This window comes from Campylobacter concisus (assembly GCF_001298465.1).
Taxonomy (GTDB): Bacteria; Campylobacterota; Campylobacteria; order Campylobacterales; family Campylobacteraceae; genus Campylobacter_A; species Campylobacter_A concisus.
Genome location: NZ_CP012541.1, coordinates 1,018,089 through 1,037,711, shown reverse-complemented (window position 1 = coordinate 1,037,711; position 19,623 = coordinate 1,018,089). Strand labels below are relative to the sequence as shown.

General features: G+C 36.6%; 18 protein-coding genes. 12 read left to right on the top strand and 6 right to left on the bottom strand.

Going from position 1 to position 19,623, the window contains the following annotated elements:
• Nucleotides 1-7: 7 nt before the first annotated feature.
• From CCON33237_RS05230 to rarD (CCON33237_RS05210), 5 genes are all read right to left on the bottom strand, one after another.
• Nucleotides 8-1,213: an McrC family protein gene (locus tag CCON33237_RS05230; protein WP_054196697.1), complete on the bottom strand. Its 1,206-nt coding sequence runs from the start codon at nucleotides 1,211-1,213 to the stop codon at nucleotides 8-10.
• Nucleotides 1,210-3,363, bottom strand: a complete 2,154-nt coding sequence (locus tag CCON33237_RS05225; protein ID WP_054196696.1) for an AAA family ATPase — start codon at nucleotides 3,361-3,363, stop codon at nucleotides 1,210-1,212. Before CCON33237_RS05225 ends, CCON33237_RS05230 begins: the two co-directional genes overlap by 4 nt.
• A gap of 64 nt (nucleotides 3,364-3,427) precedes the next feature.
• Nucleotides 3,428-3,880, bottom strand: a complete 453-nt coding sequence (locus CCON33237_RS05220; RefSeq protein WP_054196695.1) for a hypothetical protein — start codon at nucleotides 3,878-3,880, stop codon at nucleotides 3,428-3,430.
• Nucleotides 3,873-4,727: an EamA family transporter RarD gene (rarD, locus tag CCON33237_RS05215; protein WP_257719896.1), complete on the bottom strand. Its 855-nt coding sequence runs from the start codon at nucleotides 4,725-4,727 to the stop codon at nucleotides 3,873-3,875. Before rarD (CCON33237_RS05215) ends, CCON33237_RS05220 begins: the two co-directional genes overlap by 8 nt.
• Before the next feature lie 16 nt (nucleotides 4,728-4,743).
• Nucleotides 4,744-5,631 carry an EamA family transporter RarD gene (gene rarD, locus CCON33237_RS05210; protein ID WP_009293763.1) on the bottom strand — a complete coding sequence of 296 codons (888 nt, stop codon included), beginning with the start codon at nucleotides 5,629-5,631 and terminating at the stop codon, nucleotides 4,744-4,746.
• Between the two features lie 143 nt (nucleotides 5,632-5,774).
• Between rarD (CCON33237_RS05210) and CCON33237_RS05205 the strand changes: the two genes are divergently transcribed.
• From CCON33237_RS05205 to lpxD, 12 genes are all read left to right on the top strand, one after another.
• Nucleotides 5,775-7,115: a class II 3-deoxy-7-phosphoheptulonate synthase gene (locus tag CCON33237_RS05205; protein ID WP_054196693.1), complete on the top strand. Its 1,341-nt coding sequence runs from the start codon at nucleotides 5,775-5,777 to the stop codon at nucleotides 7,113-7,115.
• A gap of 24 nt (nucleotides 7,116-7,139) precedes the next feature.
• Entirely contained in the window at nucleotides 7,140-8,096 is a 957-nt protein-coding gene (locus tag CCON33237_RS05200; protein ID WP_054196692.1) for an NAD(P)/FAD-dependent oxidoreductase, read from the top strand.
• A 2-nt stretch (nucleotides 8,097-8,098) separates the two neighbouring features.
• The gene (locus CCON33237_RS05195; RefSeq protein WP_054196691.1) at nucleotides 8,099-10,351 is read left to right on the top strand and encodes a hypothetical protein; all 2,253 of its coding nucleotides are present in this window, start codon (nucleotides 8,099-8,101) and stop codon (nucleotides 10,349-10,351) included.
• Complete coding sequence (locus tag CCON33237_RS05190) at nucleotides 10,348-11,055, top strand: tRNA1(Val) (adenine(37)-N6)-methyltransferase (protein ID WP_054196690.1); 708 nt, start codon at nucleotides 10,348-10,350, stop codon at nucleotides 11,053-11,055. The genes CCON33237_RS05195 and CCON33237_RS05190 overlap by 4 nt, the downstream gene beginning before the upstream one ends.
• Nucleotides 11,052-11,417, top strand: a complete 366-nt coding sequence (locus CCON33237_RS05185) for a YkgJ family cysteine cluster protein (protein WP_054196689.1) — start codon at nucleotides 11,052-11,054, stop codon at nucleotides 11,415-11,417. The genes CCON33237_RS05190 and CCON33237_RS05185 overlap by 4 nt, the downstream gene beginning before the upstream one ends.
• The gene (locus tag CCON33237_RS05180) at nucleotides 11,396-12,661 is read left to right on the top strand and encodes a tetratricopeptide repeat protein (RefSeq protein ID WP_054196688.1); all 1,266 of its coding nucleotides are present in this window, start codon (nucleotides 11,396-11,398) and stop codon (nucleotides 12,659-12,661) included. Before CCON33237_RS05185 ends, CCON33237_RS05180 begins: the two co-directional genes overlap by 22 nt.
• Nucleotides 12,658-13,443, top strand: a complete 786-nt coding sequence (trpC, locus tag CCON33237_RS05175; protein WP_054196687.1) for an indole-3-glycerol phosphate synthase TrpC — start codon at nucleotides 12,658-12,660, stop codon at nucleotides 13,441-13,443. The genes CCON33237_RS05180 and trpC overlap by 4 nt, the downstream gene beginning before the upstream one ends.
• Nucleotides 13,443-13,925: an HIT family protein gene (locus tag CCON33237_RS05170; RefSeq protein WP_021091390.1), complete on the top strand. Its 483-nt coding sequence runs from the start codon at nucleotides 13,443-13,445 to the stop codon at nucleotides 13,923-13,925. The genes trpC and CCON33237_RS05170 overlap by 1 nt, the downstream gene beginning before the upstream one ends.
• Nucleotides 13,912-14,919, top strand: coding sequence for a tRNA 2-selenouridine(34) synthase MnmH (gene mnmH, locus CCON33237_RS05165; protein WP_054196686.1), 1,008 nt, complete (start codon nucleotides 13,912-13,914; stop codon nucleotides 14,917-14,919). The genes CCON33237_RS05170 and mnmH overlap by 14 nt, the downstream gene beginning before the upstream one ends.
• A 270-nt stretch (nucleotides 14,920-15,189) precedes the next feature.
• A complete protein-coding gene (locus tag CCON33237_RS05160) occupies nucleotides 15,190-16,884 on the top strand; it encodes an acetolactate synthase large subunit (protein WP_234402309.1) in 1,695 nt (564 codons plus the stop codon).
• Between the two features lie 2 nt (nucleotides 16,885-16,886).
• Entirely contained in the window at nucleotides 16,887-17,348 is a 462-nt protein-coding gene (gene ilvN / locus CCON33237_RS05155) for an acetolactate synthase small subunit (RefSeq protein WP_223154204.1), read from the top strand.
• The gene (lpxD, locus tag CCON33237_RS05150; protein ID WP_054196684.1) at nucleotides 17,348-18,301 is read left to right on the top strand and encodes a UDP-3-O-(3-hydroxymyristoyl)glucosamine N-acyltransferase; all 954 of its coding nucleotides are present in this window, start codon (nucleotides 17,348-17,350) and stop codon (nucleotides 18,299-18,301) included. The genes ilvN and lpxD overlap by 1 nt, the downstream gene beginning before the upstream one ends.
• A 125-nt stretch (nucleotides 18,302-18,426) precedes the next feature.
• Here lpxD and CCON33237_RS05145 read toward each other — a convergent pair whose 3' ends face one another.
• Nucleotides 18,427-19,623, bottom strand: coding sequence for an acetate kinase (locus CCON33237_RS05145; protein WP_054196683.1), 1,197 nt, complete (start codon nucleotides 19,621-19,623; stop codon nucleotides 18,427-18,429).

Genomic DNA, 19,623 nt, shown 5'->3' with positions numbered 1-19,623 from the left:
TAAGCTTTTAAAAGTATTTTAGACTAGTAATTTTTCTAGCAATCTCGTCTTTTTCTAAATCAAAGTATAAAACATTAAGCCACATATTGTTTTCATATTTAAATTTCATAGCTTTTTGGTCAACGCCACTTATTCTTGGGTATACGAGATAAAGCCTGCCGTACTCGTATTTCTTACCGTAAGCGTAGAGTTGATATAGGTCGGCTTGTGAGATATCATCTCTTGACTTTACGATCTTCCATTTTGTATCGGCTATAAATTTGCCTTCTAAGAATATGTCAGGCCTTAGTCTAAAACTTCTTGGATTTTCTATGAGGTGCTTTTCTGAGTGCTGTAATGCAGTGCCTGGAAACTTTTTCTTTACAAAATTTCCGACATAGCTTTCAAAGAGCACATTCATATCAAATAGCAAGGCAATCGCTAGATCGTTACCTCTATACGGACCAAACGACTTGTTTTGTAAAAATATCTTGCTCCATAAAAGCGCTTGTTCATAGTGTTTTGTTTGGCGATTTAGTTTTAAGCGGCTAAAGTCCGCGTTTATATCGGAGCTAGATGAAATTTCGTCAAAGATAAATAAATATTCCCTAATAAGCCGTTGGTTTTTGCTTGATTTTGAGCGCTTGTATAAAAACTCGAGTGCGCTTTTTATGAGACGATTTTCGGCCATATCTATGGAAAACTCTTGATAGCAAATGTAAAACCTCTCTTTATGGACGATATTTTTACGTATTTGCTCCGATATTTTAAGCTTTCCTTTTAAAAATTTTAGGTTATCTTCTAGCTCTACGTAGTCGCTTTTTATGCCTATTTTTATAAGTTTTGATACTTCATCTAGGAACATCAATATAAAAATTTCAAGAAGTGGTAGATTCAAACTTTTTAAATTCGCAATGTTTATATTTTTAAATGGATGATTTTTTAAAGTCTTTAGCATCGTTAGTAAAATCTTTTTAGAATTTTCTATCGCCTCCTCGTTACTACTATTATCGTTGTCATGAATCTTAGGAAGTATCTCAAGGCTATCGCCGCTTTTTGTCTGGATGATACCGACGTAGTTTTGAGCTTGTAAAAAATCGCCCTTTTTGTCTCTACCGGGCTTTAAAAACTCTACTGCGGCAAAATTTTCTCTAGTAAAGGCATCTACGGCTTTAAATAGGTCTTGGTCGTCTTCCGGGCGAAATTTTTCAAACTCTATTAAGTATTTGGTCATTGCTCTTGCATTTTGTTTTGTTCGTAAATTTTTATATAGTTTTCTGGTTCTTTAAAGGCTTCAAATTTTATCTCATATAAAATTTTATCAGTTTCGTATTCTTTGCCATCCAACACAAGCAATTTTCTATCTTTCTCTTTTTCTTTTATAAGCCCATTATCTCCTAGTACCAGCCTTATCTTTTCCCAATCGTCATAAAAATACTCTTGAAGTAGCGGTAAAATTTTATTTTTAAAGATTGAGGCTAGCTCTTCTATATCAGCGCCATCTTTTAGTGACATAAAATAGGCATGTCCTATCGTGTGATCTCTGTCGTAAAGATATTCTATACGATCGTTTATCGTTTTAAGCATTTCATTGAGCTTTATGTCGGTGTCATCTCCGTTTTTAATGATCTTAATATCTTTTAGAAGTTCCGGTTGTGGCATCATCTCCACAAATTCAAACCTTCTTCTAAGAGCCGTATCCATAAGTGCTATGCTGCGATCTGCTGTATTCATCGTACCTATTATGTATAAATTTGACGGCACTCCAAATTTTTCTTTTGAGTATGGCAGCTCCACCATTATCTCATCATCTGCTCCGAGCCTCTTTGACGGCTCTATAAGAGTTATGAGCTCACCAAAAATTTTAGAGATATTTCCGCGATTGATCTCGTCGATGATTAAGATATAATTTTTTTCAATTTTTTGACTATCTTTTGTAAAAATTTGTTTAAACTCGTCTATTTTTAAATTATCTTTTATATTATAAATACTCATTTGCGAGAATTGTTTGTATAAAATTTTTTCATAATAAATCGGCTCATCTGGTATAAAAATCCACTCAACGCTTCTAGCTTGAACAAAACTTTCAAGATCATCTCGATCTAAATATTTATACTCACCAGTCACTCTAGCTACCGCTCTTAGTTTTTTGTTTCCTAGTGAAATTAAGATTATATCACCGTTTTTTATCTCGTTTTTTAGTCTATTGATGGCTGTGGCTGAAAAATCTACCATTTCTTTTTCCATGCGTTTTGAAATTTGCTTGGCGTTTTCACAACCGCTAAAATTAATCCAATCACCAAAGCCAAGTAAGACAACATTGTTTTTGATGCAATATTCAAACACAAAATCTTCTTCTGGTTTTTGAGAGTCCCCTAAAGACATCTTCCAAAAATTTATATTATCATTAAAGTCAAATTTGTTGCTTGTTTTACCTTCAATATTTTGCGCCATTTTGCAAAGTGTTTTAAAAATACCATCTTCAATATCGTATTTTATTTCCTTGTTATTGTCGGTTTCACTATTGCCTAAAATAGGCTTTATGCCCTCAACAAATTCTTCATATCCATAGCTTTGATGAAATGTTACGAATTTTATTTGTCCACTTCGTATATATCCATCAAATTTCTTTTTTAGATCATTTCTGTTTTTGCTTATATCAACTTTTCTTTCTTCTATTATCTCGATAGCTTTTGTCACTGTACTGTATGTCTTTCCAGTTCCTGGAGGACCATATAAAATTTGATTAAGGGGACTAGTTGATTTTTTGTCATCATCGGTCATTTTATATCCTTCACTATCACTATTGTTTTGTTGATTATTTTCTGTGTTTTTATAAAATTTCTCATACGTTAGATGATATACATTTGTTAGCGCATTTAGTAAGCTTGTATAGTCAAGGGTTGCAAATGTCTCTATATTTTCTATGGCGAAATATATATACTTTTCCCATGCAAGTTTATCAAGCCTAAAGCCAGGTATATGTATCTTTTTGCATTCTGACTCCAAAAAGTTATATATTTCATTTTTTAGTTTTTTTTCTGCGTCGCTCAGTTTTGTATCGATTAGTCCTATGGATATATAAAAATTACTTGGTTTTGCTAAAACGGCGAAATAAATAACTAAATGAGATTCGTTTTTAAAAGGCTTATATCTATTCCATATATACTTTGAAATGTTTCCGCTGTTTTGCCACTTCCCATGATCTACAATCTTAAATTCACTAAATATATCATTAGAAAAAATTTTAAAGTTTTCACAAAAATTACTTAATTTATCGTGTGTTGTTTTGTCGCCTTTGCGATAAGTTATATCTTGAGCGTATCTATTTGTAAAATACTTAAACCCATATAAAATTTTATTTTTTAAATCATCGTTTATCATATTTCTCTCCTGTAGTTTTTGATTACTCCCATTATTCTATAGCTTACACTTTTTAAGTATCTTTTTACAACTCATCAAATTCTCTCTTTAGCTCCTCTCTTAGCTCTTCAGCTCTATCTTCGCCGTTTTTGAAATTTATCTTTATAAAGCTATCTAGCTCGTCCAAGATCGCAAAGAGTTCGCTCTCCCAGCTTAAATTTTCTTGCTTTGATAAAGTTTCCAGTTTTTCTCTTATTTGCTCTAAGGCATCTAATGCTTTATCTTTTTCAGACTCACTATTTAGTGCATCTTCAAATAAAATATCTTGCCTTAAGGCGTTTATTTTTTTAAATATTACGTTGCAAAATTTTGGATATTTCTCAGCGTTGCTTAAATTTTCTAAAACCTCCTGTGCGGCCTTTTGATAAGCTGGCACCGCTCCCTCTTCGTCGAGCTTTCTGGTTAGTTTTTGCATCTGAAAATATAAAATAAGCGCCGCAAAGAACGCAAGCAGCAAATAAATCGTCACATTATTCATTTTTACTCCTTTTTCTAAATTTATCTATGCTAATTATCGCAAGTGCTAGCCAGATCATACAAAACGAGATGACCTTGTAGCCGTCTAAATTTTCGCCGTAAATGAAGACCGCACAAAGGATCGCGATGGTCGGCGAGATGTATTGCAAGTAGCCGATCGTGGTTAAATTTATCCTTGTAGCAGCTGCGTTAAAAGCGACAAGTGGCACGATGGTTACGATACTTGAAGCGATCATTAAAAGTGAGTCTTCGTTTAGTCCAAAATGGCTTTTACCTAAAAATGCTATGTAAAGGACGTAAGCAAGTGCAAATGGGAACATAAAAAATGTCTCTATAAAAAGCCCGTTAAATGCGCTAATCTTTGCCATCTTTCTAACTGCTGCGTAAAATCCAAATGAAAGCGGCAAGATGATGGAAACTAATGGCAATCCGCCTTGGGCATAAATTTGTATGCTAATGGCTAAAACGACTATGCAAATGGCTAAAATTCCGCTTTTATTTAGCCTTTCTTTAAAGATAATAACACCAAGAAGCATGCTTATTAGTGGATTTATAAAATAGCCCAGGCTTGTGTCCAAAATTTTGCCATTGCTAACTGCATATACATAAACGCCCCAGTTTGTGGTGATAAATATACCACTCAAAAATAAGGTTTTTAGCGAACGAATATCTTTAAGTAAAGTAAAAATTTCGCCCATTTTGCCACTAAAATAAAGCACTCCAGCCATTAAGAAAAATGACCAAATGACTCTGTGAGCTAAAATTTCATAAGCATCGACATCTTTGCTAAAGAGGTTGAAATAAACCGCCAAAAATCCCCACATAAAAAAGGCGCTAAGCGCGAGAATAACGCCTTTTTGGCTCTCATTTAGTCTTGGTATTTTTGTCGCCTTTTATAGAATTTATACTATCTATCATTAAAAGCGTGACAGAGATGGCTAGGCAGATCATCAAAAAGTATGAGCTTTTCTCCAGTCTCTCGCCGATGGCAAATGAGACAAAAAGCATCATTATAGGCTCAAAATATGTAAGCAAACCTAGTACATTTATCGGCACGAGCGTGCTTGAGAGGATCTGGGCGATGAGGGCTATGCCGCTGATAGCACCAAGCAAGATGAGCAGATAGTAGATGTTTGGATTTTGGCTCATTACGTAGTCCATATCGGCTGTGAGCGCAAAATAAAATGAGAATAAAAACATAAAAATTATCTCGATAACAAAGCTTGAGAAATTTGCAAGGTTGTAGTACTTTCTAATGGTAAAATAGACTGGATAAAGGCAAAAAACTACAGCGCTCTCCCACGAGATGCCACCACTAATGACTGCTGTGCTAAAGACGCCAATGGCAGCAAAAAATATCGATGCTAGCTTTGTTTTTGAGAGGTGCTCTTTGAAAAATATCCGCCCAAAAAGGACCATGACTATTGGCATGATGAGGTAGCCTATAGAGACTTTTAGCGCTGCGCCGTTACTTGGAGCCCAGAGATAGAGCCACATCTGAAATGAGACGATGAGCGAGGTAGCAAGCAAAACTAGTAAAATTTTAGGTTTTAGCTTTATTTTTAGAAGTAAAAATTTGAAATTTCGCTGCTGTTTTAACAAAAAAATGGCGGCGATGACAAAAGGCATGGCAAAGATCATGCGGTATCCAATAAGAGCTTGTGTGCTGATGGGGTTCATGAGCACTGACATGTAGTAAATGCAGTTAAATAAAACTGATGCCAAAAGCGAATAAAAAATGCCTTTTATCATGAAAAAAATCCTCTCTTTTTTTGAGTAAATTTAAAGTAGCGATTGTATGCAAAATATCTTTAATAACCCATTAATGGCTTTTATTTTTTAAGTTTTGCGTGATATAATCAGCGCTAAATTAAGGTAAAAGATAGGAAAAATTTATGACTTGGAACAGAGATAGTTGGAGAGAATTTAATATCTTACAACAACCAACTTATCCAAATTTAAAAGAGCTTAAAGAGGCTGAAGAAAAACTAAAAGCACTTCCACCTTTGGTATTTGCTGGCGAGGCTAGAAGTCTTAAAAATGAGCTTGCAAAAGTTTGCAATGGCGAGGCCTTTTTGCTTCAAGGTGGCGACTGCGCTGAGAGCTTTACAAATTTTAACGCAAACAACATCAGAGATATGTTTAAGGTCTTACTTCAAATGGCGATAGTTTTAACCTTTGGCGGTGGCTGTCCAGTGGTCAAAGTAGGCCGCGTAGCAGGGCAGTTTGCAAAGCCTAGAAGTAGCGATTATGAAGAGGTAAATGGCGTTAAGTTGCCAAGCTATAGAGGTGACATCATAAATGGCTTTGAATTTGACGAAAAAGCTAGAGTTGCCGACCCAAAACGCATGATAGAGGCCTACTATCAAAGTGCTTCTACGATGAACCTCTTAAGAGCCTTTTCAAGAGGAGGTTTGGCTGACCTTCATCAGGTGCATAAGTGGAATTTAGGCTTTGTTAAAAGGCCAGAGATCGGTGAGAAATACGCTAAACTAGCTGACGATCTAACAAAAACTCTATCTTTCATGGCAGCTTGTGGCATCACTTCGGCAAACACTCCAGCGATAAATCAAACCGCAGTCTATACATCTCACGAGGCGCTACTTTTGCCTTATGAAGAGGCACTAACTAGGGTTGATAGCCTTAGTGGTGAGTGGTACGACTGCTCGGCTCATATGCTTTGGATAGGCGAAAGAACACGTGGTATAAACGACGCTCACGTACATTTTTTAAGTGGTGTGAAAAATCCTATCGGTGTAAAGATCGGACCAAGTGCAAAGGCTGAAGATGTCGTCGCTCTTGCAAATAAACTAAATCCAGAAAATGAAGCTGGCAGACTAAACGTGATAATCAGAATGGGTGCTGATAAGATAGGCGAAAATTTACCAAAAATTTTAAGAGAGCTAAAGCGAGAAGGGCTAAATATCGTTTATAGTATCGATCCGATGCATGGCAACACCGTAAAAACCTCAAATAACTACAAAACCAGAGAATTTGACAAGATAATAAGTGAAGTTAGAAGCTTTTTTGAAATTCACAAAGCTGAGGGCACAAGGGCTGGCGGCGTACATCTTGAGATGACAGGCCAAGACGTGACTGAGTGCACGGGTGGGGCATTAAATATCACTGAAAGTTCGCTTGAGCAAAGATATGAAACACAATGTGATCCAAGGCTAAATGCTGATCAGGCACTTGAGCTTGCATTCTTGATGGCTGATCTAGTTAAAAAAGCTTAGAATTTATAAAATTTGGAGAAAAAGATGGTAAATGTTTATGATCTAATTGTTGTTGGTGGCGGACCTTGTGGAATTGCTAGCGTAGTTGAGGCAAAAAGAAATGGCTTAAACAACGTTTTGCTTCTTGAAAAAGGTGATAATCACAGCCAAACGATAAGAAAATTTTATAAAGATAATAAACGCGTAGATAAAGAGTATAAAGGGCAAGATAGTACGATACATGGCGTAGTTTCATTTGAGGATGGCACGAAAGAGAGCACGCTTGATTATTTTGACAAGCTGCTTGATACTGAAAAGATTGAAGCTTTTTTTAATTCTGAAGTAGAGAGCGTGAAAAAAGATGGAGAAATTTTTAAAGTAACTACATCAAAAGCCGTATATGAAGCTAAAAATGTGATGATATCAATTGGCAAAATGGGACGACCAAATAAGCCTGATTATAAAATCCCACCTTCACTAAACTCAGTTGTAAATTTTAACCTTGATAACTGTACAAACGGCGAAAAGGTGCTTGTCGTAGGTGGCGGAAACTCAGCAGTTGAGTATGCGATCGAGCTTTGCCAATACAATAAAACTACAATCGCTTATAGAAAAGATAATTTTAGCCGCGTAAATGAGACAAATTTAAGTGCACTTTGGGAGCTAGAAAAGCACGGTAAGATAAAAGTTAGGCTAAATCACGATATAAAAGAGATAGATAACGAATCAGGCAAAGTTAGAGTGCATTACGAAAATGGTAAAATTCGCGTTTATGACAGAGTTGTCTATGCAATAGGTGGCTCAAGTCCGGTTGATTTTTTACAAAAATGTCAGATAAAAATTGATGAAAAAGGCACTCCAATAGTTGATAGTAACTACCAAAGTAGCGTGCCAGGACTTTATGTGGGCGGTGACATCGTGCTAAAAAATGGTGGCTCAATAGTCGTTGCTCTAAATCACGCTCATCACGTCATAAAAGACATTTTAAAGGGCAAGGCATAAGCTTGATAAATAAAATTTTACTAGCTATTTTTTGTTTGATAGCTGGCTTTTGCCTATCGTTTTTTAAATCTCCAAAAGAGGATGAGATACCAAAAGATACTAATCAAACGATTTATTCTATAAATTTTGATAATTTGCCAGAAGAAGAGAGACAAAAATATATCAGCAAAGACGATCTTTACGAATATGGCGGATATATAACTCCAAAAAGCTATATCCAAAATTTTACTGAAACGAACGATCAAAATTTATCAAATGATGTAAATGAACTTCAAGAACAAGTTCGTGAGCTAAGTAAAAAAAATAAAATTTTAGCTACTGATAATGTCGATATCAGCGAGAAAAATTTAGACTTTATAAGCAAAATTTCAGAGATGAAAAAAAATATCGAAAATGAAAAAAATGAGATAGTTGAGAAAAATCAAAAGACGCTAGGCGAGCTTGAAGCACAACACTTTGAAAATATACAAACTCTCACAAAACGGCTAAATGAAGCTCAAGCTGATATGATAGAGAGCTCAAAAGCCTATGAAAAAAAGATAATAGACCTTGAAAATGCGATAAATGAGGCAAAAAATGGCGATGAAAGTAAGGTAAAAGACATCGAAGCAAATTTTGCTAAATTTAAAGAGATGGCTGAGGCAAATTACACAGCTTTAAAAGAGCAAAATATAGAGCTAAATACGACACTGGCTCAAAAAGACGCACTAATAAAAGAGTATGAAAATACTCAAAATGAAAAAGATAAAAACGAAAAAAAAGAAATTCTGCTTTTAAAAGAGGAGATCGAGCGAGCAAAAAATGACGCTAAGACACAAAAATTTAGCTACGAAAAAGAGATAAATGCACTAACTGATGGCTTTGAAACGCAAAAGAGTGTTATGGAGGATGAGCTTTCAAAAAAGGCAAATAAGATAATTGATCTTGAGGAAGCACTTGAATCAAATCAAACTACCTTGAAGGACAAAATTTATGAGCTTGATGAGATAAAGAAAAATTTAAACTCAAAAGATTTAGCAGTTGAAAACTATAATGGTAAAAATTTAGAGCTAAACGCCTCTCTTGCGGCACTTCATAAAAGTTTTAATGATCTAAAAGAAAAAAATCTTAAAAGCGAGCAGGAAAATAAACTCGCAAATGAAAATATAAATTCACTTAAAAAAGAGCTTGAACGGGCAAATTTGATAAACAAAAAGCTAGAGAAGCAAAATTTAGATGCAAATGCAAGTCTAAGTGAGCTAAATAAAAAGCTAAATTTAAGTGAAGAGAGCTTTAAAAATGCACGAGATGAGCTAAAGACGCTTGATACAAAGACGAATAAATTTTTAAAAACTTTGTTTGAGCAAAATCAAACTATCTCTTTGCAGACTCAAAAGCTTGGTTTAAATGACAGCGAGTTAAAAAATTTAAGTGCAAAGATAAACTTAAAAGATGAAAAGATAAAAGAGCTAGAAAATAATCTCACGCAAACAAGCCAAATGCTAGCAGCAAAGCAAAGTGAGCTAGAAGCTCAAAAAAGGACGCTAAAGATCGATATGCAAAATTATGAAATTTTGCGTCAGCAAATAAATATTTTGCAAAAAAAGATAGCCGATACGTCAGCTCTTTTTGCTGATAGCAATAAAAGTGGCGGTAAAAATTTACTAAGCTTACAAAATGAGCTTGAAAGCGCAAAACATAAGTTAAACGAGAGTAATAAGACGATTGAAAGGTTAAATTCTAAAATAAATGAACTTAGCTCATCTAGCGTAAAAGGAAGTCCAGTAAATGCCAAAATCATCGAACTTCAAAAAGATATCGAGCAAAATTTAAATAGGCAAGATGAGCTTGAAAACGAAAATGTGAATTTAAAAAATATCTTGCAGGCGACAACTAAGCCAGAGACGCCAACAAAGCTAGTTTTGATCTCTAGCCTTGAGTGCGATGACATGGACGCAAAAGATAAGATTAGCGTGATGTGTAAGAATAGAGTGAGCGAATTTTTGCAAAGATTTAACTCAAACTACCTTTATGAGATAATTCCGATCGTAGATAAGAAAAATTTTGTCATCCCGTCAAATGTGGCTCAAAGCATCAAAAAAGACGATCTTGGCAGGCTAAATAACTATGTAAATTATGGCGTTGGTAAAGAGCGCGCAAAGGCAGCAGCCGAGCTTATAAAAGAAGAATTTGGCGATTTTGCAAGGATCAGCTTTAGCTCCGAAGTGATCGTAAAAGATGTCACGCGTGGCTTTATCATTAAGGTTTATAGATGATCTTGGCTCAGCTAAAAAGTGGCTATCGCTACAACAGCGATACGCTGGTACTTTATGATTTTATAAGATCAAGTTTGAAAAATTTTTCAGGCAGAATTTTAGACGTTGGCGCAGGGTGCGGGATACTTGGGCTTTTACTTAAACGCGACTTTAAAAATTCCAGCCTAAGCTTGCTTGATATCTTGCAAATAAATGGTGAAATTTCTAAATTTAACGCCAGTAAGAACGGCTTGGAGGCAGAAATTATAAATGCTAATTTTGCAGATTTTAAAGATAGCGAGAAATTTGACCTCATCGTATCAAATCCTCCATTTTATCACGAGGGTACGAAACAAAGCGAAGATGAGCATATAAAGGTTAGTAGATACACAAGCTCTTTAAGTTTAAAAGACTTTATAAAAGGTATAAGTGTAAATTTAAAGCCTCACAAAAGGGCGTTTTTTTGCTATGCACCTGATGATCTTAGCCAGATCATAGCATCTCTAAAAGAGTTTAAGCTAAATTTAGTAAGCCTAAAATTTATTCATACAAAGGCTGATAAACCAGCAAATTTAGCCTTATTTGAGGTAAGAAATAATTCAAACTCAAAGTTAAAAATTTTGCCACCTTTAGTGATGAGCGAAAATGGCTCGCATACAAAAGAGGCGATTGAAATTTTTAAAAAAGCTAATACAAACAGTGTTGATTATCAGGAACTAGCGTGAAAGTACAAGGTTTTAGTTATGAGTTTGATGCTAGCTTTTGCGAGAGCTGTGGTGGCAAGTGTTGTACCGGAGAGAGTGGGTATATCTGGATAAATGAAGAAGAAATTTCAAAATTTTGCACCGCATTTCATATGAGTAAAGATGAGTTTGAAAAGCAGTTTTTAATAAGAGTTGGGCTAAGGTGTAGCATAAAAGAGAAGCCTTATGAGGATGGCTTTGCTTGCATATTTTTTGATGAAAAAAATAAAAACTGCTCAGTTTATGAGCTAAGGCCACAGCAGTGTAGGACTTTTCCGTTTTGGAATTATTTTAAAAAAAATTTAAAGGAGCTAAAAGCAGAATGTATTGGCGTAAAATTTTAGTATTTTTTATGAGCGTATTTTTTAACTCGCAGCTGCTTTTGGCTGACGATAATAAAAGTATAAATTTACGTCTAATGCAGGCTTTATTGTTTCAAGATAGCGGAGATGTGAATGCTAGCATTCAAACTTACTCAAACATTTTTAAAGATACAAATCAAAAAGCTTATTTAAAAGAGGCGATCAAACTCGCCTTTGCTACAAAAAATGAAAATTTAGACGCTTTGATAAATGAAGGCGAAAAAAGCTTAAAAGACGACAGCGATTTTATCCGTATAAAGATCGCAAATTTAGTAAATTTCTCAAAGCTAAATGAGGCTAAAAATTTGATGCAAGAGCTAGCCACAAAAGAGCCAAATGCTCAAAATTTACTTATGCTTGGCACTATTTGTATGATGCAAAATGAAACAACGACTGCGCTAAAATACTTTGAAGAGGCTTACTCTCTAAAGCAAGAAGAAGAAAATTTGCTCCGTATCGTTGATATTTTGATAAATCGCATGGATAAGATAAAAGATGCTACAAAATATCTTGAGAAATTTAAAGATGAACAAGGTTGCACGCTAAAGACTTGCGAGCTTTTGGCTGAAATTTACTCCCAGCAAAGAAATTTCCCAAAAGTGATCGAACTATTTGAAGAGCTTTATGAACTAAATCACGATACTTCTTATCTTGATAAGATCGTGCAGTTTTTTATCTATGATAAAAATTACAAAGCAGCAATTGAAATTTTAAAAAAATATAGCTACAACGATATGGCGCTTATGGATCTTTATGCGGCGACTAGTAATTTTGGCGATGCATACATACTTGCTGTTAAAATTTATAACGATAGCAGGGATTTAAATTTTTTAGCAAAAGCCGCGATTTACGAATACGAAATGAATAAAGATACCTTGAACGAACAAAAAATGGCTGAAATTTTAGATAAATTTGAAGCTAGCGTGCCAAAGCTAGAAAATGATATGTTTTTTAACTATTATGGCTACTTACTGATAGATCATGATATAGATCCTAGAAAGGGTATAGAGCTTGTGCAAAAGGCACTTGCCATCTCGCCTGAGTCGCCTTATTATGAGGATTCGCTAGCGTGGGGATATTTTAAGCTTGGTGAGTGCAAAAAGGCAAAAAGTATTATGCAGCACGCGATGAAAGATGTTGATTTTAGGACTTCAAAAGAAGCAAAAGAGCATTTGCACCTAATAGAGCGCTGTATAATAAATCTAAATAAAAGGCTTAAAAAATGATACTTGATGAGATAATAAAAAAAACTAAAGATGATCTTGCGAAAAGAAAAGCAGATTTCCCTGAGGAGTGGCTTGGTCGCTCACTAGCATATAACCCATACGTACCAAGAGATGTTTTAAGCGCACTTAGAGCAAGTCAAAATGAGCCGATAAAAATTATAGCCGAGATCAAAAAAGCAAGCCCAAGCAAAGGTGTGATAAGAGAAGACTTTGAGCCGATAAAAATAGCCCAGGAGTATGAAGAATACGCAAATGCTTTTAGTATCTTGACTGAACCACATTGGTTTAAGGGCGACATTGAATATATCACTCAAGTCCGCCGCTATGCATCAAGGCCGATCCTTAGAAAAGATTTTATCGTTGATAAGTATCAAATTCTAGAAGCTCTTGTTTATGGGGCGGACTTTATCTTGCTCATCGCAAAAGCATTAACTCAAAACGAGCTAAAAGAGCTTTTAGGCTACGCTCATCATTTAGGGCTTGAGGTTTTGGTTGAAACTCACGACGCGAGTGATGTGAAAAAGGCTATCTTTGCAGGAGCAAATATAATAGGTATAAATCACAGAAATTTAGATGATTTTACGATGGATATGAGCCTTTGTGAGAAGCTCATACCGCTTTTACCAAATGGCAAGATAATAGTCGCTGAAAGCGGTCTTTATGAGCACGAGCAGCTTAAGCAGCTAAGCAAAATAGGCGTAGATGTTTTCTTGATAGGAGAGCATTTTATGAGACAAGATGATATAAAAAATGCCGTCAAAAAGATAAAGGAGGGCGAGTAATGCAGCACCTTTGTGCCCCTTGGAGAAGCGAATACTTTAGTGCTAAAAAAGATAGCTGTGTTTTTTGTGATGTTATAAACTCAGACGATGATGATAAAAATGGCGTACTCTTTCGAGCCAAGCATTGTTTTGGGATTATGAATTTATATCCGTATTCTCCAGGACATTTTATGATAATACCAAATCAGCATACCGATAAGATCGAAGAGCTTGATGAGCAGACTTGGTTTGAGATGAGTAAATTTGTAAGGCTTGGAGTTGAAATTTTAAAAAAAGAGCTTTATGCTAATGGCGTAAATATAGGTATGAATTTAGGCAAGGCCGCAGGAGCTGGCATAGCTGAGCACGTGCATTATCACCTTGTGCCAAGGTGGAGCGGAGATACAAATTTTATAACCACTATCTCTGATGTGAGAGTAAATGGCACGCCATTTCATCCACTTTTTGAGAAACTAAAAAAGGCATTTAGTGCCGTTATTTGAGCTTGATGTAGAGCAGTGGCTAGAGAAAAGAAGCTCTTTTGAAATTTTAATAGACGCAAGATCGCCACATGAATTTTTATATTCACACATAAAAGATGCCATAAATTTATATGCTTTAAATGATGCAGAACATAAAGAGGTAGGCACGCTCTATAAAAGCGATAGATCCCTAGCAAAGAGTCTTGGTGCAAAGTATATCTGCAAAAATTTACAAAATATCATTGATGAGGTTTATAAAAGAGCCAAGGTTGGTTCAGCTATTGGCATCTACTGCGCTAAAGGCGGGCTTAGATCAAATTCTGTTGGCTATGTGCTAAGCATGATAGGATATAGAGTTTTTAGACTTAGTGGCGGTTATAAAGCTTATAGAAATCATGTTTTAGAATTTCTAAATCGACCTTTGAGTACAAAATTTATCACTTTTTTTGGAAATACTGGCTGCTATAAAAGTAAGCTAATAAGGACTCTAAGCCCGTCAATAGACCTTGAAGCTATGGCAAATCATTTAGGATCTGTCTTTGGGGCGATAAATGGCGCGCAGCCAAGCCAAAAAAGCTTTGAAGATGCGTTGTTTGAAAAGCTCATCACGCTAAAAGATGAAATTTGCTTTATTGAGGGCGAAAGTAGAAGAATAGGCTCATTAAGCTTGCCAAAGAGCCTTTATGAGGCGATGCGTAGTGGCATAAATGTCGAAGTAAGTGCAAGTTTAGAAAAAAGAATTTCTTGTATAGTAGATGACTATAAAAGTGTGGATAAAGCCTTTTTTGACGAGTGTATGAAGAAAATTTCACCATTTATCGATAAAAAAGCTAGAGATGAAGCTGTGGCTAAATTTAATGAAAATGACATCGCCAAAGTAGCTGAAATTTTACTCACAAAATACTATGACAAGGTCTATAAAAAAAATGAAAATATTAATGTTTTCATAAAATCTGATAACTTTGACGAAGCCGTTAAAAAGCTAAATGATATAAAAAATGAAGCAAAATTTTAGGCTTATTTTAATTAAAAAATTAAGCCTAAAATTTATACAAATGAGTTTTAGCTCTTAAAATTTTATAGTCTTTGCTCACTTAAATTTATCAATTTTACTAAAAATAATATGTTTAATTTTATGTAAAATATTTTGTATTATTCTTCTAAACTGGTTAAAAATTTTTCAATAAAATCAAAGCAATACCTAAAATTCGCTAGAAAGTTAAAATGGATTTAAAATGCTTTGGGATATAATCTGCGATAAATTTATCAAAAGGCTAAAGTGATGATAAAACAGATTTCTGGTTCACAGATGATAAGCGAGGCCTTGCACGAAGAGGGCGTTGAGATAGTTTTTGGCTATCCTGGCGGTGCAGCTTTAAATATCTACGACGAAACATATAAGCAGACTTATTTTAAACACGTTTTGGTTCGCCACGAGCAAGCGGCCGTTCATGCGGCCGATGGATACGCTAGAGTTAGTGGTAAAGTTGGCGTTGCTTTTGTGACAAGTGGCCCTGGCTTTACAAATGCTGTTACTGGCCTTGCAACAGCTTATAGTGACAGCATACCGATCGTGCTTATAAGTGGTCAAGTACCAACATTTATGATCGGTACAGATGCTTTTCAAGAGATTGATGCGGTCGGCATTTCACGCCCATGCGTCAAGCACAATTTTTTAGTAAATAGCGTGGAGGAACTGCCTCGTATTATAAAAGAGGCCTTTTATATCGCAAGGTCAGGCCGCCCAGGACCAGTTCATATCGACATTCCCAAAAATATAACATCAAAGCTTGGTGATTTTGTATATCCAAAAGAAATTTCTATTCCAAGTTACAAGCCGACCTATAAAGGCAACTCAAAACAGATAAAAAAGGCAGCAGTTGCGATAAATGAAGCAAAAAGACCGCTTTTATACATAGGTGGTGGTGCGATAGCATCCGGAGCTAGCGATATCATCCGTAAATTTATGCAAAAAACAGGCATTCCAGCAGTTGAGACACTGATGGCTCTTGGCGTACTTGACGCAAAAGATGAGCTAAATTTAGGCATGGCAGGTATGCATGGTAGCTACGCTTCAAATATGGCACTTAGCGAGTGTGACCTTCTCATCTCGCTTGGAGCTAGATTTTGTGACAGGATCACCGGCAGGACGGACGAGTTTGCCAAACATGCAAAGATTATCCACATCGATATCGATCCAAGCTCCATCTCAAAGATCATAAATGCCCACTATCCAATCGTTGGCGATCTTGCAAACGTGCTAACTGAGCTTTATGAAGAAGTCAATGCAAAGCCTGAAAACTACGCCCCTTGGAGAGAAATTTTAGATAGATATTCTAAACTAAATCCACTTGGCTACACAGATAGCGACAAGGTCTTAAAACCGCAATGGGTTATCGAAGAGACCGCAAAGATAGCAGGAGCTGATGCGATAATCTCAACAGATGTCGGACAGCACCAAATGTGGGTGGCGCAGTTTTATCCGTTTAACCGAGCAAGACAGCTTGTCACAAGTGGTGGACTTGGCACAATGGGATTTGGCCTCCCTGCAGCGATCGGCGCAAAATGTGCAAAACCAGACAATCTTGTTATAAATTTTACAGGCGATGGCTCAATACTTATGAATATCCAAGAGTTAATGACGGCTCATGAGATAAATATGCCTGTTATAAACATCATTTTAAACAACAACTTCTTGGGCATGGTGCGCCAGTGGCAGACATTTTTTTATGAAAAACGCTACTCATCGACTGATCTTAGCTTGCAGCCTGATTTTGTAAAGATCGCTGAAGGATTTGGCGGAGTTGGCTTTGTTTGCAAGAGTAAGGATGAGTTTAGAAAGGCTTTAAAAGAAGCGATCGATAGCAAAAAATCAGCGATGATCGACGTTAGGATCGACCGCTTTGAGGATGTGCTTCCTATGGTTCCAGCTGGAGCTGCGATTTATAATATGATATTAAAGAGCAAGGAAGATAAATGAGTATCAGAAGAACGATTTCGGTTATAGTTTTAAATGAACACGGTGTTTTGGCTAGAATTTCTGGACTTTTTGCGGGCAGGGGCTACAATATCGATACACTAACCGTTGCTCCAATACCTGAGAGCAACTTCTCAAGGCTAAGTATCGTAACAAGTGGCGATGAGAGAGTTTTAGAGCAGATCGTAAAACAGCTTCACAAGCTCATACCAACGTATAAAGTCATAGAAAGTGGCGAATTTGTCGAAAAAGAGATGGCTCTTGTGAAAATTCCACTTGGTGAAAATTTTGCCGGTCTTGAGGCGATACTAAAGTCGTACAATGGCATCGTCACAAATACAAACGAAAACTACATCGTTGTCATGGTGGCTGACGATGCGAGTAGGATCGAGAGCTTTTTAAAATCGATAAAGAAATTTAACCCAGTTGACGTCGTACGTGGCGGATCTGTGATAATGGATATATGATGAAACTAAGTGAAATAGCCTCAAAAGTAAATGCTACTTTTAGTGGAGAAGATATAGAAATTTTTGCCTTAAATTCTTTAAAAAATGCAAATAAAGCTGAGCTAACATACTGCGATGGCGAGAAGAATGCAAAATTTATAAGCACATCAAACGCTGGAGCCATATTGGTGACAAAATCGCTTTTAGGCTTGGTACCAGCTGGCATGGTTGCACTTGTGTGTGATAATCCACACCTTGCATTTGCCTTGCTTAGTAAAGATTATGCTAAGCCGCTTTTTTGCGAGCCAAAGCCATCAAATATCGCTAAGAGTGCAAAGATAATGCCAAATGTCTACATAGGCTCAAATGTTAGTGTTGGCGAAAATACGGTAGTAATGGCTGGAGCATTTTTGGGCGATAACGTAACTATAGGCAAAAACTGCATCATCCATCCAAATGTAGTCATCTACAACGACTGCGTCATCGGCAATGAGTGCCATCTGCTGGCAAACTGCGTTATAGGCAGCGATGGCTTTGGCTATGCACATACAAAAACTGGCGAGCATGTAAAAATTTATCACAATGGCAATGTTGTTTTAGGTGATTTTGTTGAGATCGGCGCTTGCACGACGATAGATCGTGGCGTTTTTGAAAGCACGATGATCGCAAACTACACAAAGATAGACAATCTCGTTCAAATAGGCCACAACTGCGAGCTTGGAAATGGCTGCCTAATCGTCTCACAAACTGGCCTTGCTGGCTCAACAGTGCTAGGCAGAAACGTCGTAATGGGCGGTCAAAGCGGCTCAGCTGGTCATGTAAAAGTGGGTGACTTTGCACAGATCGCTGCACGCGGCGGTGTTAGCAAAGACCTGCCTGGCGGCAAAAAATACGCCGGAGCTTATCCAATAATGGAGCTTTCAGATCAGTTTAAACTCCAAGCAAAAATTTTGAGATTTTTTAAGAAAAATTGATTGCAAGCTTTTGCGAGCTTAAAATCGCAAAAGCTTTTTATCTTATAACCTAAAAATAATGCTAATTCTATTTTAAAACTAATTAGGCTTAAAATTTATATATCAAGTCTGGCTTAAACATCTATTTATTTGGCTTTGCTCTCTTTTATTACTCTAGCCGTTTCTATCGCGATTTCTAGCTCTTCGTTTGTTGGGATGATGAGCGTTTTTATCTTAGCGCCATCCCCGTCTATGCATCTCTCGCCTCGCATGTCTTGGAAATTTAGATCGTGATTTATGTGAATGCCAAGATGTTTTAATTCGTCACAAATTTTTTGCCTTGTATTTGGTGCATTTTCGCCGATACCACCGGTAAATATAAGTGCATCAACGCGTCCTAAAATGGCGTAATATGAGCCAATATATTTTTTTACTCGGTAGCAAAACATCTCAAATGCAAGCTTTGCTCGCTCATCTTTTTGCATTTTAGCCACAACCTCTCTCATGTCACTTGAGCCACAAATTCCAAAAAGTCCGCTTTTTTTGTTTAAAAAGTTATCGATCTCGTTCCACTTTAAAACGCCGATATTTAGCAAGTAAATGACCACAGCTGGGTCCATATCGCCGCTTCTTGTACCCATTATGAGCCCTTCAAGTGGGCTAAGCCCCATCGAGGTATCGATACTTTTGCCGTTTTGTACCGCACAGGCCGAGGCGCCATTTCCTAGATGAAGTGAGATGGCATTAAATTTATCAAATTCTATGCCAAGCATTTTAGCCGCTTGCTTGCAGACGTATCTATGCGAAGTGCCGTGAAAGCCGTATTTTCTGATGTGATGAGTCTTGCAGACGTCGTAGGGTAGGGCGTAGCGGTAGGCATACTCTGGCATACTTTGATGAAATACCGTGTCAAAAACGACCACGTGAGGTACGTTTTTGCTCTCTTTCATCGCATTTTTGATGCCTGCTAGATGTCCTGGATTGTGAAGTGGGGCAAGCGGACTTATCTCCTCGATCTTTTTGATGACGCTCTCATCAACGATCATTGAGCTAAAAAAGCTCTCGCCGCCGTGAACTATCCTATGTCCGATACCATCAAGCTCACTTAGATCGTGCAGGGTGTGTGAAGTGACAAAGAGCTCGTTCATCGCCTCAAGTCCGTCATGGTGGTCTTTTATAAAGCGTTTTATCTCGTAGGTTTCGCCATTTGCTTTTAGTACCGCTCTTGAGCTGGAGCTACCGATTTGCTCAACTAGACCGCTTGCTAGACTGGTTTTTGTATCCATTGCAAAAAGTTGAAATTTTATTGAGCTACTACCCGAGTTTAAAACCAAAATTCTCAT